This window comes from Paraburkholderia sp. HC6.4b (assembly GCF_014200875.1).
Lineage (GTDB): Bacteria > Pseudomonadota > Gammaproteobacteria > Burkholderiales > Burkholderiaceae > Paraburkholderia > Paraburkholderia tuberum.
This window is the reverse complement of the sequence record NZ_JACHDC010000020.1, coordinates 137226-158239: the sequence shown is the minus strand read 5'-3', so window position 1 is coordinate 158239 and position 21014 is coordinate 137226. Positions and strand designations below refer to the sequence as shown.

The 21014-nt window shown below is 58.4% G+C and carries 37 protein-coding genes; 13 read left to right on the top strand and 24 right to left on the bottom strand.

The annotated features are described in order from the left end of the window. From HDG34_RS28475 to HDG34_RS28380, 20 genes are all read right to left on the bottom strand, one after another. Entirely contained in the window at positions 1-432 is a 432-nt protein-coding gene (locus HDG34_RS28475) for a hypothetical protein (protein WP_184064577.1), read from the bottom strand. 321 nt (positions 433-753) lie between these two features. After that, the gene (locus tag HDG34_RS28470) at positions 754-1191 is read right to left on the bottom strand and encodes a hypothetical protein (protein WP_184064574.1); all 438 of its coding nucleotides are present in this window, start codon (positions 1189-1191) and stop codon (positions 754-756) included. Between the two features lie 14 nt (positions 1192-1205). Further along, positions 1206-2678 (bottom strand): phage tail tube protein, encoded by a 1473-nt coding sequence (locus HDG34_RS28465; protein WP_184064571.1) that lies wholly within the window; start codon positions 2676-2678, stop codon positions 1206-1208. A 52-nt stretch (positions 2679-2730) separates the two neighbouring features. Beyond that, positions 2731-3150, bottom strand: coding sequence for a DUF4128 domain-containing protein (locus tag HDG34_RS28460; RefSeq protein WP_260321374.1), 420 nt, complete (start codon positions 3148-3150; stop codon positions 2731-2733). Continuing rightward, positions 3150-3557 carry a hypothetical protein gene (locus HDG34_RS28455; RefSeq protein ID WP_184064566.1) on the bottom strand — a complete coding sequence of 136 codons (408 nt, stop codon included), beginning with the start codon at positions 3555-3557 and terminating at the stop codon, positions 3150-3152. Before HDG34_RS28455 ends, HDG34_RS28460 begins: the two co-directional genes overlap by 1 nt. Next, entirely contained in the window at positions 3554-3949 is a 396-nt protein-coding gene (locus HDG34_RS28450) for a hypothetical protein (RefSeq protein WP_184064563.1), read from the bottom strand. Before HDG34_RS28450 ends, HDG34_RS28455 begins: the two co-directional genes overlap by 4 nt. A gap of 8 nt (positions 3950-3957) precedes the next feature. Further along, positions 3958-4428, bottom strand: a complete 471-nt coding sequence (locus tag HDG34_RS28445) for a hypothetical protein (protein ID WP_184064560.1) — start codon at positions 4426-4428, stop codon at positions 3958-3960. A 6-nt stretch (positions 4429-4434) separates the two neighbouring features. Then, a complete protein-coding gene (locus tag HDG34_RS28440) occupies positions 4435-5328 on the bottom strand; it encodes a hypothetical protein (protein ID WP_184064557.1) in 894 nt (297 codons plus the stop codon). Positions 5329-5459: 131 nt separating this feature from the next. Further along, the gene (locus HDG34_RS28435; protein WP_184064554.1) at positions 5460-5834 is read right to left on the bottom strand and encodes a hypothetical protein; all 375 of its coding nucleotides are present in this window, start codon (positions 5832-5834) and stop codon (positions 5460-5462) included. Between the two features lie 2 nt (positions 5835-5836). Then, on the bottom strand, positions 5837-7135 hold the full coding sequence (locus HDG34_RS28430; protein ID WP_184064550.1) for a hypothetical protein: 1299 nt from the start codon (positions 7133-7135) through the stop codon (positions 5837-5839). Beyond that, entirely contained in the window at positions 7135-7512 is a 378-nt protein-coding gene (locus HDG34_RS28425; protein ID WP_184064547.1) for a hypothetical protein, read from the bottom strand. The genes HDG34_RS28430 and HDG34_RS28425 overlap by 1 nt, the downstream gene beginning before the upstream one ends. Positions 7513-7984: 472 nt before the next feature. Further along, the gene (locus HDG34_RS28420) at positions 7985-8437 is read right to left on the bottom strand and encodes a YbjP/YqhG family protein (protein WP_260321373.1); all 453 of its coding nucleotides are present in this window, start codon (positions 8435-8437) and stop codon (positions 7985-7987) included. 805 nt (positions 8438-9242) lie between these two features. Next, the gene (locus HDG34_RS28415) at positions 9243-9866 is read right to left on the bottom strand and encodes a hypothetical protein (RefSeq protein ID WP_184064542.1); all 624 of its coding nucleotides are present in this window, start codon (positions 9864-9866) and stop codon (positions 9243-9245) included. Then, positions 9863-11215 carry a hypothetical protein gene (locus HDG34_RS28410; protein ID WP_184064539.1) on the bottom strand — a complete coding sequence of 451 codons (1353 nt, stop codon included), beginning with the start codon at positions 11213-11215 and terminating at the stop codon, positions 9863-9865. The genes HDG34_RS28415 and HDG34_RS28410 overlap by 4 nt, the downstream gene beginning before the upstream one ends. Then, positions 11212-11448 carry a hypothetical protein gene (locus tag HDG34_RS28405; RefSeq protein ID WP_184064536.1) on the bottom strand — a complete coding sequence of 79 codons (237 nt, stop codon included), beginning with the start codon at positions 11446-11448 and terminating at the stop codon, positions 11212-11214. The genes HDG34_RS28410 and HDG34_RS28405 overlap by 4 nt, the downstream gene beginning before the upstream one ends. A gap of 45 nt (positions 11449-11493) precedes the next feature. Continuing rightward, positions 11494-11811, bottom strand: a complete 318-nt coding sequence (locus tag HDG34_RS28400; protein WP_184064533.1) for a winged helix-turn-helix transcriptional regulator — start codon at positions 11809-11811, stop codon at positions 11494-11496. A gap of 58 nt (positions 11812-11869) precedes the next feature. Continuing rightward, on the bottom strand, positions 11870-12109 hold the full coding sequence (gene acpP, locus HDG34_RS28395; protein WP_184064530.1) for an acyl carrier protein: 240 nt from the start codon (positions 12107-12109) through the stop codon (positions 11870-11872). 60 nt (positions 12110-12169) lie between these two features. Beyond that, positions 12170-12694, bottom strand: coding sequence for a hypothetical protein (locus tag HDG34_RS28390; RefSeq protein ID WP_184064528.1), 525 nt, complete (start codon positions 12692-12694; stop codon positions 12170-12172). A 51-nt stretch (positions 12695-12745) separates the two neighbouring features. Further along, entirely contained in the window at positions 12746-13852 is a 1107-nt protein-coding gene (locus HDG34_RS28385; protein ID WP_184064524.1) for a hypothetical protein, read from the bottom strand. After that, positions 13845-14384, bottom strand: a complete 540-nt coding sequence (locus HDG34_RS28380) for a YdaU family protein (protein WP_221309288.1) — start codon at positions 14382-14384, stop codon at positions 13845-13847. The genes HDG34_RS28385 and HDG34_RS28380 overlap by 8 nt, the downstream gene beginning before the upstream one ends. A gap of 50 nt (positions 14385-14434) precedes the next feature. Between HDG34_RS28380 and HDG34_RS28375 the strand changes: the two genes are divergently transcribed. The 3 genes from HDG34_RS28375 to HDG34_RS28365 are packed head-to-tail and all read left to right on the top strand — an operon-like array spanning position 14435 to position 15278. Then, the gene (locus tag HDG34_RS28375; RefSeq protein WP_221309292.1) at positions 14435-14713 is read left to right on the top strand and encodes a type II toxin-antitoxin system RelE/ParE family toxin; all 279 of its coding nucleotides are present in this window, start codon (positions 14435-14437) and stop codon (positions 14711-14713) included. 12 nt (positions 14714-14725) lie between these two features. Then, positions 14726-15034, top strand: a complete 309-nt coding sequence (locus HDG34_RS28370) for a HigA family addiction module antitoxin (protein WP_184064518.1) — start codon at positions 14726-14728, stop codon at positions 15032-15034. Further along, a complete protein-coding gene (locus HDG34_RS28365) occupies positions 15027-15278 on the top strand; it encodes a helix-turn-helix domain-containing protein (RefSeq protein ID WP_184064515.1) in 252 nt (83 codons plus the stop codon). The genes HDG34_RS28370 and HDG34_RS28365 overlap by 8 nt, the downstream gene beginning before the upstream one ends. Before the next feature lie 10 nt (positions 15279-15288). On the opposite strand, the gene HDG34_RS28360 is transcribed toward HDG34_RS28365, so the two are convergent. From HDG34_RS28360 to HDG34_RS28350, 3 genes are read right to left on the bottom strand one after another with little or no spacing between them, the layout of a single operon-like run. Continuing rightward, complete coding sequence (locus tag HDG34_RS28360; protein ID WP_184064512.1) at positions 15289-15489, bottom strand: transcriptional coactivator p15/PC4 family protein; 201 nt, start codon at positions 15487-15489, stop codon at positions 15289-15291. 41 nt (positions 15490-15530) lie between these two features. Then, a complete protein-coding gene (locus HDG34_RS28355) occupies positions 15531-15770 on the bottom strand; it encodes a hypothetical protein (RefSeq protein ID WP_184064509.1) in 240 nt (79 codons plus the stop codon). A gap of 20 nt (positions 15771-15790) precedes the next feature. Continuing rightward, positions 15791-16093, bottom strand: coding sequence for a DNA-binding protein (locus tag HDG34_RS28350; RefSeq protein ID WP_184064506.1), 303 nt, complete (start codon positions 16091-16093; stop codon positions 15791-15793). Positions 16094-16273: 180 nt separating this feature from the next. Between HDG34_RS28350 and HDG34_RS28345 the strand changes: the two genes are divergently transcribed. Further along, positions 16274-16756, top strand: a complete 483-nt coding sequence (locus HDG34_RS28345; RefSeq protein WP_184064502.1) for a hypothetical protein — start codon at positions 16274-16276, stop codon at positions 16754-16756. A 59-nt stretch (positions 16757-16815) separates the two neighbouring features. Here the strand turns inward: HDG34_RS28345 and HDG34_RS28340 are convergent, their stop codons facing one another. Further along, the gene (locus tag HDG34_RS28340) at positions 16816-17079 is read right to left on the bottom strand and encodes a YdaS family helix-turn-helix protein (protein ID WP_184064500.1); all 264 of its coding nucleotides are present in this window, start codon (positions 17077-17079) and stop codon (positions 16816-16818) included. A gap of 69 nt (positions 17080-17148) precedes the next feature. On the opposite strand from HDG34_RS28340, the gene HDG34_RS28335 reads away from it, so the two are divergent. From HDG34_RS28335 to HDG34_RS28300, 9 genes are all read left to right on the top strand, one after another. Continuing rightward, complete coding sequence (locus HDG34_RS28335; RefSeq protein ID WP_184064497.1) at positions 17149-17655, top strand: helix-turn-helix domain-containing protein; 507 nt, start codon at positions 17149-17151, stop codon at positions 17653-17655. A gap of 99 nt (positions 17656-17754) precedes the next feature. After that, positions 17755-18729, top strand: coding sequence for a hypothetical protein (locus HDG34_RS28330; RefSeq protein WP_260321372.1), 975 nt, complete (start codon positions 17755-17757; stop codon positions 18727-18729). Between the two features lie 232 nt (positions 18730-18961). Then, positions 18962-19210: a hypothetical protein gene (locus HDG34_RS28325; RefSeq protein ID WP_184064494.1), complete on the top strand. Its 249-nt coding sequence runs from the start codon at positions 18962-18964 to the stop codon at positions 19208-19210. An 87-nt stretch (positions 19211-19297) separates the two neighbouring features. Next, the gene (locus HDG34_RS28320) at positions 19298-19771 is read left to right on the top strand and encodes a hypothetical protein (protein WP_184064491.1); all 474 of its coding nucleotides are present in this window, start codon (positions 19298-19300) and stop codon (positions 19769-19771) included. Between the two features lie 174 nt (positions 19772-19945). Continuing rightward, on the top strand, positions 19946-20095 hold the full coding sequence (locus tag HDG34_RS28315) for a hypothetical protein (protein WP_184064489.1): 150 nt from the start codon (positions 19946-19948) through the stop codon (positions 20093-20095). 11 nt (positions 20096-20106) lie between these two features. Beyond that, a complete protein-coding gene (locus HDG34_RS28310) occupies positions 20107-20508 on the top strand; it encodes a hypothetical protein (RefSeq protein ID WP_184064486.1) in 402 nt (133 codons plus the stop codon). Further along, on the top strand, positions 20505-20699 hold the full coding sequence (locus tag HDG34_RS28305; protein WP_184064483.1) for a hypothetical protein: 195 nt from the start codon (positions 20505-20507) through the stop codon (positions 20697-20699). The genes HDG34_RS28310 and HDG34_RS28305 overlap by 4 nt, the downstream gene beginning before the upstream one ends. Further along, on the top strand, positions 20696-20821 hold the full coding sequence (locus HDG34_RS39520; protein WP_260321371.1) for a hypothetical protein: 126 nt from the start codon (positions 20696-20698) through the stop codon (positions 20819-20821). Before HDG34_RS28305 ends, HDG34_RS39520 begins: the two co-directional genes overlap by 4 nt. A 2-nt stretch (positions 20822-20823) precedes the next feature. Further along, on the top strand, positions 20824-20976 hold the full coding sequence (locus tag HDG34_RS28300) for a hypothetical protein (RefSeq protein ID WP_184064480.1): 153 nt from the start codon (positions 20824-20826) through the stop codon (positions 20974-20976). The last annotated feature ends 38 nt before the right edge of the window (positions 20977-21014 follow it).

The window sequence follows — 21014 nt, the reverse complement described above, 5'->3', positions numbered from 1 at the left end:
CTACTTCCTGAGGTATTTGATGTATACGTTTGCGATCGCCATTTCAATGAAACCGCTGGGCGTCTGCTGTGACCAGCCAGAATTCAGCCGGTTAATGTAGGGGACGTGATTGGACACATAGATGGGCAGCGCATCCGTCAGCCTGTACTCGCCAAGTTGTGCGAGCCCTTCGGCAAAACCAGATGCGCGCACTGCTACATCAGTTGCTGCGGCGATGGGGTCTGCTGGTGGAACCCCGCCATTCCCGGCGGGCGAAGCGCCAACGCCAAACCACCAGTTGTTGCTGGCCCAACCGGTGTCGATCGGCGTGCCGATTGGCGGGTTATCGACCAGCTCCGACCGGATATCCATCGCGATTTCGACAATGCGCTTCGACAGCTCCTCCTCAAGCTGAAGCGTGAGCGCCTTGATCTGATCCGAAACGCTACCCATTTTTCCCGACTCCAGCATCAACGGCGCGGAGGATTCGGCGCAGGGAATCGACCGGATATCCGAAAGATTGCGCGTATCGGTCGATTGCGGTCCATGGTATGGGGCCCGGAATGCTGCTCATGAACCCCTTTGCAAAAACCGGGATGCGAACCCGGTCAGCAGCGAGATCGACATAGGCACGCAGGAAAAACTCCGCACCCGCGATGACTTCTGGCCGACTTCTTACTATTTTGGGTATGGCGACCCCACGTGCTGCTGCGGCTTTGGCGACCCAACCCAGATCGTCGCCCCCCGTTTTCTCTCGCCACAGCAGCACGTCGATTAGTTTTTTGCGACTCCATCCTCCCAGTCGGCACGAAACTGCGAGCTGTTGAGCGATACCTGGACGAGCTTGTGCATCAGGTTCCGCCCGATGCCTGGGTGGTCGGTGGATCGGATGATGGAGACGGCCGTATCGACCGTAAACGGCACATCATTGCCGTCGTCATCTTTCAGCGACCAGTTGGAGATCAGCACCTCCGTTACCATCTGCACGACTGCATCGGTTGGATTTCCGCCAATCAGATCCGCGATGAATGTCCCGTTGTCGGTGACGACCTGATGATTTGGATATGTCGCAGTAAGCAGCGCGAGCCGCCGGTTGAATTCCTGATTCGCCCCGCTATACGAGACAATATCAACGGAGAAGATACCGGGCGTGATTTCAACTGTGACGGTATCGTTGAGATTGAACTGGCCGAGTGCCTTGCTGAGCTTCATTTTTCGTGTCCAAGTTAGCTTGATTGGATCGGCAGATAGCGGAACAGGGTGACACCCATCGTGTATCCAAGGGCATCATCCACATAGCCGCTTGCCGTCGTCTTGATCTTGATTTTCTGATTCACAGAAAGGGTTTTGGAGCCATCTCCGAGCGTCATGGATGGCACGGAAAAATAGACCCCGCCATCATGGTTCGCAAGGAACCATTGAAGCGATACGGTCTGATTGTTGCGCACCGCAGACAGCACCGCGCCGTTCGTGAATATGGCCTCGGTAGAGATATCCAGATCGAAGTTGCCGAAATTGACGAACGTTGCACCAAGCATGCCTAGCGTGTTTTCGCCCGCCCGGTTGTTTTTCGCGGTGATCGTGGTGCTGCCGAGGAACGTCGTTACACCGGCCCCGTCGAGATCTGCAACCTTCAGCCGGATAAAGTCCGCCGCCGTGTTGAATGCCGTGTTGTATTGTTGATCCGCCCATTGCAGCCCAGGTAGCCGCTCCGTCGTCGGTGCCTGAACGTCTCGCCCAACGAACTTGACGTCCATCGTCGATTTTTGCGCGAGTGGAAAATCAAGCGCCAGTTCATTAGCCCGACAGTCTCGAGCGTACTCATAGAGCGGCGGCACGGTGTTGTAGGATGCCTCCATGGTGTACCGGACATCAGTGAACCGCGGGTCCGACGTGCGCACATTCGAGACGAATGAGCCGAAAAAGATCGGGATACTTTTACCGGCACCCTGATCAGCTGTCGCAGGACCATTCAGGTCGACGAGCGCCAGCCGGTTGCTTGAGATGCTGGCGATACGGGCGATGCCGCCGAGACCGCCTTCGAACTGCTCCGCCGCCGTTGCGCCACCGATCCAGATTGCCGAGCCGACGATGAGCGGCAGCGTGGTGAAATCCAGTTGCACGCTCGTAAGGCCGTTGATGCCATCCCATTGCAGATCGCCAGCCAGTGGCGTGACGCCCGCAATAAATACTCTCGCGGTAGGCGGCGGGATTTCCTCGAGGAGCCCTGGGATAGCAATGCTCGTGGCTGTCGATCCAGCCGCCACACTGTGCAAGCCATTGTTTGCCTGAATGCCAAATCCAGACATTGCCACAAGCGCGCCCTCGGCGAGAACCGGACCAACCGGCATTGAGACGGAATCGTCCTCGACAGCTGTCGGAACGATGCCATCCACTGCTACGCCCTGCCACTGCGACATCAGGAAGCCATCCATGAAGGTCGCGATCATCGACAGCGTGGTATCCGCCTTGAATTCCGGCGCCGCCTTGAGGTCGGTGACGGTTCCCTTGCGGCGTTGACGCAGATCGCTGATCGGCTCACGGGCCACCGTCGTGATAGCTGCCGAAAAATTCGAGATATCATTCGGCTGCAGGTTTTCCCACATCGTCGCTGCGACGGGCATGCAAGTCTTGCAGATTGCCAGGTTTGTCGCGTTTGTGTCTGCAGCACCGTTTTGCGTGCAATCGAAATCCGACATATCCAACCTCTAAATGAATTGTGGCCTGCGGCCCGCGCCGCATCCCTATGACTTACGCCACGACGTCGAAAGTGAATGGGATGACGACGTTTTGCGTGTAGTACTGGTTGTCATTGCCGATCGTCACGATCCGAACGCCCGTGGGCTGCCCGTACCGCAGCGGAGGGTCGGACCACTGCCCCTCGAATGAATCGCGAATGGCAGTGCACAGGTCTGTGTTGCTCTTCGTGCCGATACCGGACGGCGTGAACACGTTGACGTAGGCCGCGCCGACACGCATGCGCCGCCGCTTCACTTTCGAGCCACCCAGCGTAGTGATCGCGGCGTTCTGGATGAGCACCGATGCCCGAACCCACGTCTCATCCTCGCGCGGGCTCAGTTGCAGGTTTGGGTACTGCATACGGACACCTCGCGGGTCGACAATCGACGCCAGGCGACCCAGAATCACGCTGGCGGCAGAGTCCTCCGTCATCACGCTGCGACCCGATGGAATGCGGCGACCTGACGGCCCTCAATGCGAGGTGCCTCGTTGTCGAGAAGCGTCCATCGCTGGCCCGTGCCGGTCAGCATGACAACGTCACCGTTATCGGTGACCACCGTAACCGCATCGAGCGTGTTGGGCCGGCTGCCGTCGGCATCCACCAGGCTCAGAAGGTCCACATAGAACTCCGTCACCTCAATGACGGTCAGCGTGGCCTTGTCCCACGTTCGCCTGGGCCCGATCAGGACGCCCATTCCCGTGTAGACGTCGCGCGTCTCAATCACGCTGGTCGGATGTGCAGGGTCAGGCGCGCGCGTGATGCGCTCGATCGAGATGGGCTCACCAATCTCCGCGATCACCTCCTGCACGCCAGTCAGAATGTCCTCGGCGTAGCTCACGGAAGACCTCGATCGAGACAGGGCGGATTATCAAGCTGCCCGTCGACGAATTTCCTCGGAATCTGCCCCCCCGACATCACGGCAACCCCGGCACCACCAATGCTTGCGCCCGATGCCCCTGGGACGCCGGAATCGGTCTGTTTGCGGAAAATCAGGTTGCGCTTCAGGCTTTGCCATGACTTGGCGATATCGCTGTTGTTGATGCTGATGGAGCCAACGCGAATGTTGACCTTGTTCGCGTACAGGCTCGCCATCGAGTCAGCCAGCGCGATCGCAACATCAATCACTGCCATGGGAGCGTCCAGCAAGCCGCCGATCTGAGCATCAGTGACGGTCGCCGGAACACCTGGTAGCAACGTGCGCACGAGTGCGATGTCTGAAGCTGAAGCCATTGCCCACCTCACTTACTGTTCTGCTTCTCGGCGGGCGGATGACCGTCACACCATTTTTGCGCATCGGACAGGCGCCCACGCAGCCGATGTACGTCTGCGCCATCGAGCGTGATTCGGTGCCACCCGCCGCCGATGTGCTCGATGGCATACCTAGAATCTTGGACCGGCGACTCCCTGGGATCTGCCTGCGCATCGGCCGCCGGCTCAGCGGGCGACGTCTCCGCAGAGACAGCCGGGATCGATTCGACAGGCGCCGCGGCGGGAGCCGGCCGCGCCGGCGGCGTGCCCTCCTCGCTGTCATAGCGCTCGTGCCCGATGCGGCCACTACCGTAGATGCGTGCGATCACATGCTCGCTGGTGGCGAGCCTTCGCCACGGGATCTCCACGCCTACTGCATAGTGCCGCCCCTGAAACACGAAGCCGTCGCGCTGGGCGAAGAGCGGCCGGTGAAAATCGAGCGGGATTCGAGACTGGCCCATATCCGCTCAGACCACTTCGTCGAAGAGCGCGCCCAGGTCCGCGCCGACCATCTTCATGTCGTATGCCATCGAACACTCGACGCGATCAGATTCCAGATGCTCCATGCGGAACTTCTTGACCGCCACACCTTCGGGGTTTCCGATGTAGTTTCTCCACGAAAACACATATCCGGCGCTCGGAACCATCAGCCCAGGATTTTTTGTGCGGTACGCCAGCAGCACCTTTCCGGAAACGATGAAATCGAAGTTTTCCTCTTCGGCGCCTTCAGGCGTTGTCGCCTGGACGGCGCTCGAGATAACGATTTCATCGACGCCGAAAAGCTGCGCAAGCGCGACATCCGTCACCTGTGCCGGGCTTGTGCTGCTGGTGCCGCCCGAGTACTTGATGCGATCGATCACAGCCGGGTTGGTATCGAGCGCGTCGCGCACGTCCTGCGCCATTGTCAGCACGTTCGGGCGGAAGCCGCTGCCGCGCTGCACCTCTGTCGATTTCGATTTGATGTCCTCGATAGGATCCGAGGCAGCATCACTCCACTTCCGGAACTGCCCTGCTACAGGTGCAGTAGCGACACCGGACACCACGATTTTCCACCCGCTGTCGGTGGACAGATAGCGAGTCGCAAATGCACCCTCGCGCTGGATCAGCGATTGCTGTGTAAGGAATTGCGTCACCGACTGATCGAGTTGAAGCGGTGCGTCGACGTTCGAGCGGATCTGATCCGGGATGTCTTTGTGCAATGCATACACATCGCACATGTACTGATCCGGAAGCATGTCGAAACCGCTACCAGCCGACTCCGTGCCGGGTGCGCGCGGGCGAAAATCGTTGCGCATCATGCTGGATTTCCTGTACTTGAAGTAATAATCCGACTTGAAATCCACCGGCACCATCGGGAACACGCGCGCAGCTGCAAACGAATTTTCGTCCTGCAGATACGCGATGGAGATATTGGTCAGCGGCCCATTGATGTGGACCGACTGGAGGCCCGGCTGGTTGCCGCTGCCCGTTTTGATGACTCGCTTAACCATGATCAGGCCTTCGTGATATTGACGTTAAGCAGCACGCTGCCGATCGATCCAGAAATCGTCGAAACGATTGTGGTGCCCGACACTGCATAGCCCGACCCATCAGCTGCAGCGACGGCCGCGCCATTGGCATCGGACGAGACGGTGGTCATCGGGGGGGCGCTGGCGGCCATGACGACCTTGCTCACGCCCGAGAAAGCGATTTCCGCTGCCTCGCCGAGGCGCGGCGCGTTCTGGAGTACGCCGACGGACGGGGCGCCGGCGACGCTCTGCAGAACTGCATTTCCGTTTGCATCGAGCGTGGCAAAGCGAAATTGCGCGTTCGTCAGGTCTTGGCCAGCTGCTGCCGTGAATGACTGTAGTGCCTGTTCGAATGCCATGATCACTCACCCCCTTCGATGCGGGCATACAGATCCTGTCCCGCCGCCGTCTTGAGTACTTCGGTCTGTGCACGTGCGTACGTCATGCCGGCGTTCTTCGACATGTGCTGCTCGGTGAGCGCAGTGAGCTCAGCCTCAGCGCCGGTCGCCGATTCAGTGCCGCCGTTGCCCGGATGGCCCGCTGGCAAGGTGCGCGCCTTCAGTGCGGTGGCGCCCGACTTGAGCATGGTGTCAAGCGCGTCGCGCTCAGCTTTCGGCAACGCATCCATTGCGCGGAGCGCCATGGCCTTGGCTGTTGCATCGCCGGGCAGCATCGCGTATTCCGGCGATCCCGCCATCGTCGCGTACTTCGCGACTGCCTGCGCTTCGGCGGCCGTCGCGAGATCAGCTGCCTGCTTCTTGATCAGCGCGAAAGCGGCGTCGCCAACCGCCGACTTGCGCACTTCGACGCCACCGACCGACACGACTTCATCGGCCGCCTTGAACGTCGCCAGCAATGCCTCGCGCGTGGCCGGCGCGGCTGCAATAAACGCGTCCGCCTCCGCTCCCTTGAGGGTTGAAAAATACGCCTTTTGAGCATCGTTCATGCTTGCGAGAGCGGTTTGTTTTGCCAGTTCAGCCTGTGCATCAGCCAACTGTTTTGCCAGATCGGGCATGCTGCCCTCCTTAGTGAGAATATCGGGGGCTTCATCCGCATCCTTGTCGGAGTTGGCCTTGCGCCATGCGGCGAGGACTCTTGCCTTGACGGCAGCGAGGTCTTCGGCAGGGATTTGTACCTTGTTGCCGCGGAATCCGCCCGGGCCAAGCGCCGCCACAGCAGCACCAACGATCCGTGGATCGGGCGTGCCGCCTGGCGTACTGGTCAGGCGCAACTTCCACTCCGACGGTTTGTCGCCCGGCGTATAGGCATAGTCGCTTTTCGGGAACTTGACACCAGCTTCTGTTTTGTACGGTGCCGCGGCCTTGATCGTGATACCCAGCGCGATTGCAGCAGCGTCAATGTGACCGCCGGCGATGTCTTTCATCGTTGCCATCTGGTCATCGGCGTCGAGTGAGTCATCCACTGCAATGGCGGTCAACTCCTCACGCATTGCGGCATGCTGATCCCATAGCGGTGTGAGTATCGCGGCCTTCGCCGTCTCGCGATCGGCCATCGCTGCGTCAAATGCTGCTTTAGCCAGGTCGCTGCCTTTCATGATCGTCACCCGCGCAGGAGTTTGTGCCGGATTTGGAACGCCAGAAAGCTCACCGATCTTCAGGAAGCTTGCAGTGCGCTTGTGGGTTTTCCCGTCGAATCGCATCAGTCATCCACCCAGTTCGCAGATCCGCCGATCGAGAAGCCTTTGAGCTCCCCGGAGGCGAATTTTCCGAGCATCGCGGAATTCGGTTTAACGCCCACCACCACGCCGCTCTGTTCGGCGGTGATGCCGAGCGACGATGCGATATCCGAGGTCAGCGGAAACGCGAAAACAACCTCGCCTTGTTCATCGCCTGCATGCATCAGCTTCAGCGTGCGGTTCCCCTGCATGAAGCTTGACCATGCCTCGAGTGCCACGGATTCCGGGATGCACTCGTTGTCCGAGTCGTAATACGGAGCCCCGGCTTTCGTGCAGATGTTCGCCCATCCGAAAACCAGCCCCAATTTCGCGTCGAACTTCGCTACCTGAAAATCGTGCATGACAACTCGCTTGACTATTTAGCGAGAATGTAATGCGAAGCCCTGAAAAGGTAAATTACCAACACCTGTGCATGCACAACCATTGGTCATGCACAGGTGTTGGTAATGTCATAATCTGTCGCCCCGAATTTCCGGGAGATGCGACATTTAAATTAGAGATAGAAATATGAGATTAGAAACCGCACTACTCACCATCATGTGCGCATCATTCTCAGGTTGCGCCACGAAACAGTTCACCAGTGTCGGCGACTTGACGCCATATGAGAAAACCACGATGACATGTCGCGAGATCGATCTTGAAATGCGAGGCTGATAGCCATCGGGTATCTGGGAGATGCTTGCCCTGCCAGCGCCGGGTAGCATTGACATCACTCCTGTCGTGTCAGCCGCTCGCGTACCGCCGCGAGCGCTGAACCGCCCCCGACAATCTTTCCTGTTAAGGGCCCAACGTCCTAGCCAGCGAGCGGCCCGACTACTTGTCGTCCTGTGTGTCGTCTATTTTGGTGATTTTCCAGGACCCATTCTGCTTGCGCAGAAAGGCGAGAATGTTCTTTTTCTCTACCGATCCAAAGGTGATCGGAACGACCGCCACATCATCAAGCATGATCGCCGGATGCACGGCAATGTGGGAGAGCCAGTCCTGCTGGTCATAGTCTTGGACCCTGGTGAAGTATTCGGCTCGCTCCGCGAACTTGTTTTTTTTATATTCAGTTCTCAGAAAATCGACTGTCGGCTTTGACACAAAGCGATAGATGTCCTTGTTCATCAGGGGATAGCCGCGGTCTTCAGCGTCCTGCTGTATGAACCACGTGTAAAACGCCTTCGCGCTAGATTCAGGTGTGTTCGTGTCCGGCGCCTGCGCCATCGCGAACGACTGAAAGAAGATTCCAAGGGCAATGCCGAGCAATGCAATCAGAAAGGCCATGTATTTCCGCATGGTTTCCCTCAATCGTGGCGATACATTCTATAGGGCGGTTTCGCACTTCTGTACGCAGGGCCTGGATAGAAGCCGTGCTGTTGCCTGAAGTCTGAAATCCAGATTTGTCCATCGTACATCGCCATATGTCCGTGCGGATGATCGGGAATTGACCGAATCACGACTACGTCGCCGCGCTGCGGATTACCATGCACTTCGTAAAAGCCAGCACTAACAAGTGATGAACCGTAGTCTTTCGCTGACTCAGTTCGCATAAGATGGACTCCACCCGACTCAATAGCGCGGCGCGTATATTCCGCGCACCTACCCATACTTACTGGCAGTGCGTGCGAACGCAGATAATTTACTGCGCCAACTTTGTCCCAACGCGACATGAGAGATACCCCAAAAGAAGAAAGAGTTTGTATCCTAGTGTCATATGCCATTTTTCGCCCATACATTTGACAACAATTGACACTGTTATTTGATGAATAATGGATTTTCATTATTGATATACCCACAATGCATTAACCAGAGCGAACTGTGTTCTCTACATGTGATTTTTATCAGGTAAATATGAACCCCGGGATTCAACCTTGCGCACTATGCGCGATCCTCCACGGCCAGCCGGCTGCCACTCAGCCGCATGAAGCGCTGATGCTCAATGGCGTGGGCGCTGTGAAGGACGCGCGAGCAGAGGCGCACTACACCTGCTCGCGATGCAGGGCGGTGTTCGCTCGCATTCTCGCCGGCGAGCCCACAAAGCCGATGAAGCGCAGGCGCTGCTCGACGGCGTATGTGAGCTCGGCCGCCATTACCCCTCCTGCGCTGGCCGTTGAGACGGGGTGGCGTCGATGGCAGCGTCGAGACTCGCCTTGTCGTAATAGTCGACGCCGCAAAAGGTGATCGGTAGGCCAGAGTCGAAGAACGCTCGATACCGCTCCGCGTCCCTGCGAACCTCGCCAATGAATCCCACAAGCTCATCCCTCTCGCGCTCTCCGTTATCTCCGCAAGCCGCGCGGATCTCGCATAGCAGCGTGGAAAGATGGTCGGAGTCGTCCTTGGGTGGGGCGGCGTAAAGCGGTTCGATGTCGCAATTGGCCGGGTCGTTGACGGTAGGCTTTCCAGCGCCGTCAATGTAGCGCCATTCTCCCGGCTTGCCTGTTCTGAATTGGCCATAGCCTCTCGCCCGCCATGCCACCGCCTGCACAGTCGACTGAGCGCTTGCAGCGGCGATCACGAAGCGTCTTGCCTCACGGTTAGTCTGTCCCTGAGCCATCGCCTTGCGGTCATGCGGTGAAATGCTGGGCAGATATGTATTGGCCAAGCGATTAAGCGCCTTCTGCTCGGACTGGCCCATAGTCGCAAGCTCTTCCAATTCTTTGCAGCGCTGAACCAGTTCGTCGCTCATCGCTTGCGCGCTTTGGGAGGGGGTCATTTCGGCTCCCTTGCGCGGACAAGGATAGCGCGGGCGAAGTCGCGTAACTGTGGCATCAACTCCCCGTTATGAATGGTCGGGCGGCGAATCCAAAGATCGTCGATCTCGCTATCCGTCAACGCCTCGTCTGCGCCTTGCTCGCTGGCGCGCGGAAGTGGATCGGCATAGACAATTCGGCAGCGCACATCAGGCCGTTTTTCCATCCACGCAAAGGCGCGTAGATCGACGTCCATCCATACGTCTCCGTTATTTGGATCATCATCAGTTGCCATCGCCTGATAGATCGGTTCGGCTTGCGGAGCGGCGGATTGCTCGACGGTGGCGAGAAGGCCTTCCAATTCATCAACCTGATACCCCGCCCAGCCTGGTACCGATTTGATGGCGAGAATGGCGTACTTGATGGCTGATCGCTGCTTGTGCGTCAGTGTCACTGTGGCTTGCGTGGATGTGGCGCGGGCTTGCATCGAAGAAAGCACATACTCAATCGCATCCCGTGCATCACGGTGCGAATCCTTGAAAACCGTGCGCGCATCGTCAATAGCCGCTTCAAACGCCTCCCGCTCGTCGCTCACAGTCGCGGCAGGTTCGGCCACGGCGGCGAATAGTTCGCGCAGGAAGTCATTCAAGCCGCTTTCGTTGAGGCACCAGCCTTCGTCGTGAACCGGGCCGCCATGCTTGTTGAACAGACGCGTCACCGTCTCCTTGCTCGGCACAGTCGCGGCAGAGCGAGCGACTTTCGACATATCGCATCGAAATAGCTTTCGTCCATCTGGAACAGGTTCCAAGGCTGGCGTTCCAGATGTTCCAGTCGAGGCAGAGCGAGGGAGAGGGGCGGCGTACTCGGGGTGACGCGCGATAAATGCCGGGAGCGCAGCCTTGAACGTCTCGACGTACTGGTCGCGCTCTTGCCCCCAATTGAGGTCGCACTCGTCGGCGGTCTCCCACTCGTCGTGCTCGTCGGGCACCTCGTACGTGAAAAGACTCTCGATGCCCGACAGGCAATGCGAACGGCGCTGCATGTTTTCGAGGTTCGTCATGAGGATGCCGGGCGTGCGCGCCAATGCGCCCATGCCGACGAGGTCGTAGACGCGGTTGAGCGTCTCGGATTTCGCATCCGCGTCTGCCGTCGGCTCTGCACTGGTAGCAGCGAGAGCAGCCCCATTCGCACTCTGATCTGCACTGGTGGCGAGAGCGGCGAGCTTTTCTTCGATGCGATTCCAGACTGCTTTCGCTTCGTCACCAGGTTTGGCAATGATCCAGTCGAGCATCAGCGTCTGAATCATCATTGCGGAGTCGGGCAACGGATCGCGCATCTCGGCCGTTTCGGATCGGTTGAGCTCTTGGGTCATTTCCGAATCCATCCTTTGCCGGTCGAGGCGATCTTCCCCGCTTTGCGGAGAGCCTGAAGACGCGCATCGAGGAAGCGGAACGGCTGTTTGTAGGTAGATGTGGCCGCCTTCCGCTCATCGGAAAGGCGTACGCACTCATCGCCGACTGCGCCCATGATGATTTCGTTGAAGCCTCGCGCCTGCTCATCGAGTGCTTCAAGAATCATCACGTCGAGCTTTTCGTATTTTTTCATCTCGAATTCCTTTGAAATTTAACCTTTTTGAACATCACAGCCCGGTTAGCGTCGGCCGATGCCCACCATCGACCAGATCGCGGTCGCAACAATCCGGCTCGCGCTCTCCCGATCATCCGCCTTGCGCCGCGGTCGTGGCTTCCGGGGCTTGTCTTCGATGGGTTGATCGGTGCGCACGAAGTGCTGTGGCATGCTCCCGCGGCGATCGCAATGCGTCTTTCTCAGGAACCCGTCACGAGAAAGGTCGTTCACCGCCTCCTGAATCGTCCGTACGGCCTTCCCCGTCAGTTGGGAAAGCTCAGCACACGACATCGAGCCGTCTGTCTGTACGAGGTCGCAGATGCGGCGCTTCGTCGAATGCATAACTCCTCCTCGCAGAGACGTGATTGATGGCCCCGGCGAGGCTTTACGGGGTTCGGCCTCAGCTCCTGACGTTCGCCTGCACGTGGTCGATCGCTTGCTGGACGGTCATGATCTTCTCGGCTTCCTCATCCGGAATTTCAAGGTCGAATTCGTCTTCGATCGCCATCATGAGCTCAACCGCATCGAGCGAGTCAGCACCGAGGTCATTCGCGAAGGACGCTTCGTTTTTGACGTCCACCACTGCGATGCCGAACTGCTCTGAGACGATCCCCTTGACACGCTGTTCGATGTTTTCCATCGTCATTCCCGCTGAAAAGTTCAAAACACGGCCAGACTCATGCAGTCCGGCCGATGCTGTTCACAGAAGCGCCCGCGCCTGACGGATCAGCGCAATCAGCTCATATTTGGTCGTCTCAATCTCGTCGAAAATGAGATTTTCCAACCGCTCGAGCGGAGCATGGGCCCGGTGATCGTTGTACAGCGTGCCGCCGTCATCGATGCCACCACCACCATCGACACTGGCAGCAGAATCCGACGTATCCATCGACTGGGCGTCCGCACCTGCGGCATTGGCGTCGGGCGCCTGCAGTTCCCCCGCATCGGTGCCTTGCTCCTGCTCTTGCGCTGCGTCGCCGACGTCAGCCATCGTCGCGTCACCAGCGATGGAATCCATCACGGCGTCAGGAGCTTCCGACAAGGCCTGCGCATTTCCCACTGGATCCACGCCCGCTGGCTCGACGCCGGGCAGCGCGGCATCAGTTTGCTGCTCCTGATCCGTGGCGGGCTCGGTGCTCGCCGGCTCTGCGCCCGGACTATCCTCGACGGCGTAGAACCGCGCGAGCATGGTGTCGGGCAGCAGCGAGAGGATGGACGTTCGTTTCATGGTGTTCTCCAAGGTTGCATTTGGCCCTGACGGGCCGTGGTGTCAGGAACGCTATGCGGCATCCCCGAAAAAATCTGCGGCGTCTGTTGAGCCACGCCGGCGACGCTCGGGAAAGTGGTCATCCCACCAAGGCCCATCGCCGGCGAAGGTCAGCACACGCAGCTTGAAATCGGCATCTGGCTCGTCGTCTCGTTGAAAAACGAGGCGCTCTTCGCCCCACGCCTTGAGGCTCGGCCAAGTTTTCCACCATTCGGTCGGTGGCCCGGTTGCGGAAGCGCCGGCGAGCACGTCGTCGACGAATTTGTCGAGAAATGCGAGGTTGATCGGCCCCGGGTCGTTCTGCTCGGCGCGGCGCGCGGCAGCGAGTTTGTGTGCAGCACGGAGCTGCTCGACCTTCACGTCGCGCTCGATCCACGCCTGCAGTTGCTTTCGGTCTTTCACGCCTCCGAAGGCCTGCCGGCGGCCGCAACCTGCCTCCCAAAGCGAAAGAATGGCTGCGAGCTCGTCGACAGGCGGTGGGTCGTCGGGATCCGTCACGTCTGGATCCACCGGCGCATCCTGTGGCGCTGGGTCGGACGTTGTTTCGAAAAGCGGCGGCGACTCGGGCGGCGAGTTATCCACAGGCTCTCGTGCGCGCGCACGCGCGTCGCCGCCGCTAGGCGGTATATTCTCTTCTCCTCTCCTCTCTTCTAGGCGTTGCATTGCCGTTGCATGCGTTGCATCGCGTTGCATGTCGTTGCTTTGCGTCGCATCGCGTTTCCGTTTTTCGCGCAGACGCTGACTGCGCTCCGTACTGGAAAGCGCGCCAGTATTGGGATTTCCGGAATCTTCACGCTGTGGCTGGCGCTCTTCCCACTTCGCAATGCGGCCATCGGCAATCAATCTCTTGGCCTCCATCGCGGAAAGAATTGATCGGGCAACACCCTCCTCAAGGCCAAACAAAACGTCTATGTCATCGCAGTCGAACGATGCAACGTTGCCGCGCGTTGCATCTGCGTTGCATTTTGTTGCATTGCTGCCGCATTCGAGCAGCGCGGCCCACACAGCGATCACAGATGCAACTGGCTGACCACTCTTGCGGGCAACCCATTGAAATTTGGGATCGGTTACGGTGCCGTGCCACCAGCGCAACCAGTCCATGCCGCGCTGTTTAGCCATGCCATGTCTCCGCGAGAAATATCTCGGGCGGCTTGTTGCTCTTCCGGCGATTGCACGTTCGGCACGATGTCACGAGATTTGCATCATCGTTTGAACCACCGCGCGACACTGGCTCGATGTGATCGCATTCCAGCTCTCCACCCTTGGCACCACAGTATCGGCAGACATAGCCGTCGCGCGCGAAAATCCGGATGCGGGTTTCTTTCCATTCATCGATTGAAGGTCGGGGTGATTCATCCTCAGATGGGAACCAGCCGCGTGACTGCCATTTCGCGATCTCGCTTTCGCAGCGCTCGTGCACATATCCACGCTCGGTTTGTCGAAATTTGAATTTGAGCAGGTTAGCGACGATCCGCCGCTCCTCGTCTGTGGACGCACCAATGCTGTAACAGGCAGTATCGAGATCGAGCGCTATCGGCTGCTCGGTGTCGTAGTAGACGTCGAGAAGGTCGCGGTATATCCAGCGTTCCACACGGCTCATATTGACCGTTCCGGAGCGGAAATCGCCGATGTGGTGAGGGTAATAGTTCATCCGGTCTATTCAATTTGCCGTTTACCGGCAAACAGTATAAAATGTTGCCCATGATCCAAACGTTCCGATGCACCGACACTCAGATTCTCTTCGAAGGGCGCCGCGTTCCACGGTTTGCGAATATCCGGACAGTTGCCGAACGCAAGCTGGCATGGCTTCATGCTGCGGTGACGCTTGATGCGCTGCGCTCGCCGCCGGGTAACCGGCTCGAAGCGCTGAAAGGCGATCGTGTTGGCTACTACAGCATCAGGATCAACGACCAATGGCGCATCTGTTTCGGATGGACCGCCGACGGCCCGACGGACGTTGAAATCGTCGATTACCACTGAAAAGGAATGGATATGCTCAAGAACGGAATGCGCCCGGTCCACCCGGGCGAAGTTCTGCGCGAGGAATACCTCGCCCCGCTTGGCATGAGCGCGAACGCACTGGCGGGCGCGTTGCATGTCACCGCGGGCCGGATCAACGACATCGTGCGCGAACGACGCGGCATCACGCCCGACACCGCCATGCGGCTCGCGCGTTATTTCGGCGGCGACGCGCAGAGCTGGATGAATCTGCAGCTCATGTACGACATGAAGATTGCCGAACGCGATCTGGCTCGGAATATCAAACGTGAGATTGCACCACGCGAGCCGGCGCATGCCTGAAATCAGCGCGCGCCAAGACACGCGCCCGCATCCCGACGATTTGACCTTGCGAGATCTGATGCTGGCCGCGCGCGCTGCGGCGGGTCTCACGCAAGCGCTGATTGCCGCGCACATGGGCACGACAGAGGCATCTATTGCACGGCTCGAATGCGAACTGGCAAGCGGGGGGCGTTCGCCGTCGATCGACACTTTGCGCAAGTACGCCGCTGCATGTGGCAAGAAGCTCGTGATCTCGTTCGCATGATGACTGCTCATCATGGCCACCCCTGTCGGTGTGCCGACGCGAGCTGATCGCGAGCCCGAACAAGCGCCTCGATCACAGCGTCAAGCTGGTCAGGTTTAAGCTCGATGCCCGCTTTGCCGGCGTTGAGATCTCCGTATTCGTCGAAATACCAGCGACGCACGCTGACGCGCGGCTGCCCCTTATAGGTCGACAGATCGACGACGAGGCGCATGCCTGAATTTGTCTCCAGGCATAGAAGACGGGTTGAATCAGTCACGGAATCGCCCCTCTGTCGAGCGGCTCAAGAATGCAGAGATTGAGCGGTGTCAAAAGCAGCGCATCCCCCCTCGCCTCCGCGTCTTCGTAGGCGAACTGGTAGTGCTGCGCGATGCGCCGTCCACTCTTTGCGCGTTCGCCGCAGAAAATGACGACGCGCCCCGTTGGCGCACGAAAGCGCGCACCCACCCGCAGATCGCTGCGGGCCGCGCGTGTCTTGCCTGAAACCGCTGGCATGAGATCCTCCTAAGCGGTTGTCATCGACTCGGGCCGCATTCGCCCATCCCGGCGCGCATGCACTTGCAGAACATGCCGACTTCACCAAGCGTGCACACTGCATTCGCGTATTTCGCTGACATGTACACATAGTCGATCGCGCCTAGCAACGCGTCGAACTTGTCTAGCGTGATGCCAGCAGGCTGCTTCGCCACGATCTTCGACAGCATCGATTCATCCCATCCCGTCGCCACCAAAATCCTTTGCCTCTTGTCGGGGTCAGCAATCGCCTCCCGGATCGCAAGCTCAAGGCTCGGCCTGCGCATTAGCACAACTTCATTCATCGTTGTTCAACGCCATTCAGGCGCGTTCATAAAGTAAGGAATGCCATTGAACGGCGCAGTCCCTATGATTTGTTCTCGCCGACGATGCACTGCCGGCACTAACGTTATATGGCGGGGGTTCTAACCCAACGTAGAATCGATGGCTCTGACACCTATCAATCCTTTACTGGAGGAACCCCCATGGAAAACACAGAAGCTCACAACCTCAGACCGGGAGCCGCCCTCTCTCTCAAATCTGTAATACGGACCATCGTTGTAGCGATGCCTTTCATAGTGGGCATCCTGCTTTCTGGTTGCTCGCCGGATAGTGCTCTCAAAAGCAGCGCAGAGGATGCGGTAAAGAAAAAGCTGAATGACCCTGATTCGGCGAAGTTCGAAGATGTGTATGTCGTCAAGAAAATCGACAAGGGGCACACATACAGTGTCATCTGCGGTCGGGTGAATGCCAGAAATGCCCTCGGCGGATACATTGGGTTTAGCCGATTCATCGCCATACCGGGGACCAAGGCACCCATTGGCTATGTCAATATCGAAGACAGACGCGACAGATCGCCAACTATCGGCGACGACGGCAAGCCGGAAAAGACCACATTGTTCGAGCTTCTCTGGTGGAACATGCACTGTGTCGATGAGCAGCACGCCCCTACCCACATGGGCAAGTAGCAACTGCATAAGGACCCATGACGCCGCCGGACGTTGCTGCTGACGAATCGGCTGGCGCATCACGCAACCTCCCGCGCGGTCGGTTGGGGTGTCGGCGAGCTGGGTGTGTCGATTAGCTCCGGCCAGATCTCATGCCAGCGATCAGGTCGAAGATCGGCTTTTGATTTGACGATCCGCCCTGTCGCGATCGCCAGCTCGGCAACGCGCCCCGGATTAATGCCGGACGTTTTCCATGCCGTTACGGAGGGCGGCCTGATATCGAGAAGCCTCGCGACGGCCGTGGGCCCGCCCAATAGGCGGATGAGTTGAGTTGCGGTAGCCATGCCTCATGATAGCCATAACTAATACTTCAAGCAAGACACTTCTAACTCCATCACTGTTAGGCTACGCTAATGAGTTCCCTCGCAGACCGGCTGCGTCTCGCCATGGCGGGGCCACCAGAAATCAAACCCGCTGATTTGGCACGAGCCTGCGGTATCAGGCCGCCCTCAGTTAGCGCTTGGTTATCGGGAAAAACAAAGAATATTGAAGGAAGCAATTTACTGGCGGCAGCCGAACTTTTGCACGTTAATCCATGGTGGCTCGCGACCGGCCGAGGTTTGATGCGTGCCAAATATGAATTGGACCCCGGTGGCCCGGCAGCCCAGTCACCAGAGCCATTGTCGGATACCCAAATCGAGATATTGTCTTTGCTTGATGCGTTGACACCAAGTCAACGAGCAGAACTCATCGCCACGCTAAAGCGTCAAGCTGCGGAGAACGATCGCCTGCAGGAAGAACTGCTGAGCCGGAAGCTATCAGTGGTGCCCCCACGGCACGTACCGGAGTCTAAGGTAGGGAGGCCATTGGGGCGGCGGGAACATGTTTCACCAGACAAAAAGAACATCACGAAGTCTTAAGCCGCGCAAGCGGCTTTTTTAACAATCGACTAATAGTTTTTAACAATCACCGGACCAGTCCGAAAACTTCTATCACCGGACCAGATAACAGGAGGTTCAATGACAGCCGCAGGAGCAAAGCCGATCCGGGGCGACAATTCATCGATGCCCCCGCATAATGACGACATGAGTCTTTTCCGAGTCACCTATGACGGCCCCGCCCTCGCCACATCCGAGATGGATGCTCGCGAACTGGCACCTGCACTACTTGCCGTTGCCGATCTTCTGGAAGCTAGCACGCGCGCGTTGTTCGATGGTGCCGCGAAGCCTCAGGTCAACGTCCGGGGTTCGTTCCAGACCGGCAGCTTTAATATCGATTTCGTGCTCGCGACGAATCTGCTCACGCAGATCAAGAGCATGTTCGCGTCGGATGCGGCAACAGCTGCTGCCAATGCCATAGGCATACTTGGCGCCCTTGGTTTTGCCGCAAAAAAAGGGTTCACCGGCCTGATCCAATTCCTCAAATGGCAACGCGACCGGACCATCAAGCGCGTTGATGTACTGGACGACCGGGTATTCGTCACGCTTGAGGAAGATGACGAATCACTGGAGATCGAACTCGAAGTGCTGAGGCTTTTGCGCTCACTCGCCGTTCGCGAAGCGCTCGACCGGGTGCTGGCGCCACTAGACAAACCCGGCGTGGACGTCTTCGCCGTGAGCGAAGGCGATGGGGAGCCAGTCGTGACAGTAAGGCGCACCGAGAGGATGTGGTTTCGCGCCCCGGTCGCCGATGACGAATTGCTGCTCGACGATACGCGCAAGATGGCCTTCTCGATCGTGTCCCTGGCATTCAAGGAAGACAACAAGTGGCGCCTATATGATGGCGCCGCCACGATACACGCTACGATTGCGGACATGGGATTCCTGTCCCGCGTGGACCAGAACCTGATCAGCTTTACCAAAGGCGATATTCTGGTTTGCAACGTGCGCGTGCAACAATGGCAGGCCACTGCTGGCGCGCGCACCGAATACACCGTCGTGGAAGTGCTCGAGCACCGGCCTGCCGCCCGGCAAATTTCCCTCCCCGGCGTCTGATTTACCGTCATTGCCCTGCGCGCGAGGCTTCTTGTTTGGGCCTCCAAATTTCTAGGGCCACTTGCGTGCAAATCCAATCGGCATATTCGCCCGTCCATTCTCGTTCGATCTCGCGTTACCAGTAGTACGTGCCTGAATTGACTTTCCTCAGTCTTAAGGCAACGATTCAAATTCTTGGTTTATTCTGCCGCATAGCCAGCTACCCTCTCTCTGCCGCCGCGCAGGAGGTCGCATGCGCAGCGCAGTCGATCTTGTTGCTATCAAGCGAGAAGCTCGCCTCGCTCGCGATCTTGCGACCTTAGATGCCCTGCGCGCCGAACTCTTGGCCGGCACACTCACCGACGCCCTCGTAGTTACGCGCGATCCACTCAAGCGCCGCAGACTCATCTTGTTGGGCGAAATCGAAGGCGACGACGATGCCGCCATCGCCATTCTCGAGCGCGCGAAGCACGATCTCTGCGCCGACCAATCCGAGCAATAGCGATCACATAAAAAATTAGCTATTTCTATTGCAAATTGAAGTAGGCATGGCTAATATTCCATCCATCACCTCACCGATGGATGAACCATGCAACCCCACACCGTACCGCCGCGCCCGCCAGCCCGGCCCGCCGCCCCGCAGCAACCCGCAGCGATCCTTGCCCGCGTCCTGACGCATGTCGCTAACGGCATCGAAATCCAGCACGCCTATGACGCGGTGTTCGGCACCGGCGCATACGAAAAGCTGACTGCCGAACTTTATGGCGACCTGCGCGCCCGCAGTGCCGCTGACGCGGAGCGCGCGCACATCGCTCAAGTCGCCAAAGGAATGCTGGTCAACGTCGATAAGTGGTCGGGCTCCGATCCATCAGCGACAGAAGCGCATCCCGAGCCGCCTCATTTTTGCGAGACAGACCCTCAAGCAGCCGGTCAACGAACCCATCCGGAGACTGGGTTGCTTCGTTTCGAACTTCGCCTGAGCTGCTACCCCTCCGTAGAAGCTCGGCAATACGATGGAGATCGCGAGACACGTCCTGTTGCACCTGGTCTGGGAGAGACTTAATCAGCATGGCTACAACACCTTCCAGCGCCCTGATTTCATAGCGCAACGCTTCTTCTTGTTCTGAATTAACAGTCACTGGGTGATTCCTTGCAAAAGTGGGTTGATGAAAGCCGTTTTCGAGTTCGGCACTTTCATTATCTCGCAGGGAATCGCCCACCCATTTTGGGATGCGCCATGCACACCTTCCAGTACGTAGTAAAGATCGACGGCCAGCTGCACGAGGGCGTCGTACCCGCTGTCTCCTCGCGCGAAGTCGAAGCTCTGCTCGAGCCCGTCGGCGAGCTCGTCACGGTCTTCAAGCTGTTCGACGGCATCGTTCTCTAAGGAGCGCGGCCATGCACCCGACATTCAACCTACCGCGCACCGACGACGCCGTCCAGTTCCTCACAGAGCGTGCGCAGGCTGCGCACGACGATGCCCATGAGCACGCTGAGTCCCGTCAGGATCGGTTGGCACGGATCACCGCAGAATGCCTGAAACTCCGGCGCGAACGGCTTGATGGCGCCGATCTTGTCGCGGGCATGCCGCCCGATACCGAGAGCAACCGTGCACTGTTGCACGCCGCGGCGCTCGCCGGCGATGAAGCATTCGGTGCAGTGTGCTTTTCATTCATCGCCGACTACATGGCAGGCGAGGCAGCGATCGAGGCTGAGGAGATCGTGGCCCGTCTCGAAGGTGACGCGCGCGAAGACGATCGCGGGCCGCGTGTATATCGGATATGCGGGGAGGATCTGTGAAATACCTCGAAAAATTCCTGATCGTTCTTATCGCCGTGGTCGCTGTGCCCACGATGATCTTCCTTGTTGGACTGTTTTTCGTGATGACCATGCTGTTTCAGCATTCGAGGGAGTTCGTGGCTGGCTTCATCGGCATTGCGATCGCTATCGCGCTACTCGTCTCAACCGGCTACATGGTGGTAAAGCCATGACCGATCACGATTGGTGCGCAGACGATGCGGATCGCCTGCACCGTCTTGTGACCCGCATTTTCGGCGCCTGCTTCATCGGCAGCGCGATCGCCTTCGCAGCACTCGCTTTCTTTCGAGGTTGACTATGCTCCGCCCGTTTCTCATCAAAGTGAATTTGCATGCGCCGATCGTTGGCCTGTTCGTTTCGACCGCTGCTGCCTGGGACGCGTTCATCGACATGGCATCTTCCGAAGGTGAATCGCTCGGTGGGTTCAAGCTGTCAGTCAAGGCGCTGTAACGCGCCGCGCCTTTTCGCATCAATTTAAAGCTCACGAA